The organism is Vibrio sp. 1641 (genome assembly GCF_033339995.1).
GTDB classification, from domain to species: domain Bacteria; phylum Pseudomonadota; class Gammaproteobacteria; order Enterobacterales; family Vibrionaceae; genus Vibrio; species Vibrio alginolyticus.
The window spans coordinates 1-925 of sequence record NZ_JAWOVP010000073.1 but is presented as its reverse complement, the minus strand read 5'-3'; the positions used below and the strand labels follow the sequence as shown (position 1 = coordinate 925).

The 925-nt window shown below is 53.2% G+C and carries 1 protein-coding gene; it reads left to right on the top strand.

Annotated elements, in window-relative coordinates:
* Positions 1 to 925: tandem-95 repeat protein (locus R7Z47_RS24225; protein ID WP_318130684.1), on the top strand; the 925-nt coding region annotated here is incomplete at both ends.

The window sequence follows — 925 nt, the reverse complement described above, 5'->3', positions numbered from 1 at the left end:
CCTGTGGTTGAAAGTAGCATCGCAGACCAAGCCTTGGCAGAAGACTTTACGCCATACAGCATCGATCTAAATACCGCTTTCAGTGATGTGGATAATATGGATGGCGAGCTGAGCTTCAGTGTCTCTGGCAACAGCAACATTCAAGTGGCAATCGTCAATGGGATTGCTACGTTCACTCCAACCGCAGACTGGAACGGCTCAGAAGCGCTGACCTTTACGGCTACCGATCCAAGCGGTGAAAGCGTTAGCCAAACAGTGAACTTCACAGTGGCGCCTGTGGCGGACATCGTGGCAGATAAAGCGACGGTTGTGGAAGACACACCAACCATTATTAAGGTTTTAGGTAACGACACGTTCGAAGGCGACGACAAAGTGGTGTCGCTGGATACCAACAACGGTCCAGCGAACGGCACGGTCTCGGTCAACCCGGATGGCAGCGTGACCTACACGCCGAATGACAACTACCACGGTACAGACAGCTTCACCTACATCGTCACCTCCGGTGGGGTATCGGAGTCCACCACGGTGAACGTCGATGTCACACCAGTGAACGATGCGCCAGTGGCGACCAATGACACGGCGATTACTGACGAAGACACGCCAGTGACGATTGATGTCTTGCCAAACGACACCGATATTGATGGCGACACGCTGTCTATCCAATCGGCATCTGTGCCGAGTGACCAAGGGACAGTTGAGGTTGTTGACGGCAAGTTGGTGTTCACACCAGCTGAGAACTTCCATGGCGACGCCGAAATTACTTACACCGTCACTGATGGTGCGCTGACTGACCAAGCGACGGTTAACGTCACCGTGAATGCGGTGAACGACACGCCTGTGGTTGAAAGCAGCATTGCAGACCAAGCCTTGGCGGAAGACTTTACGCCATACAGCATCGATCTAAATACCGCTTTCAGCGATGTGG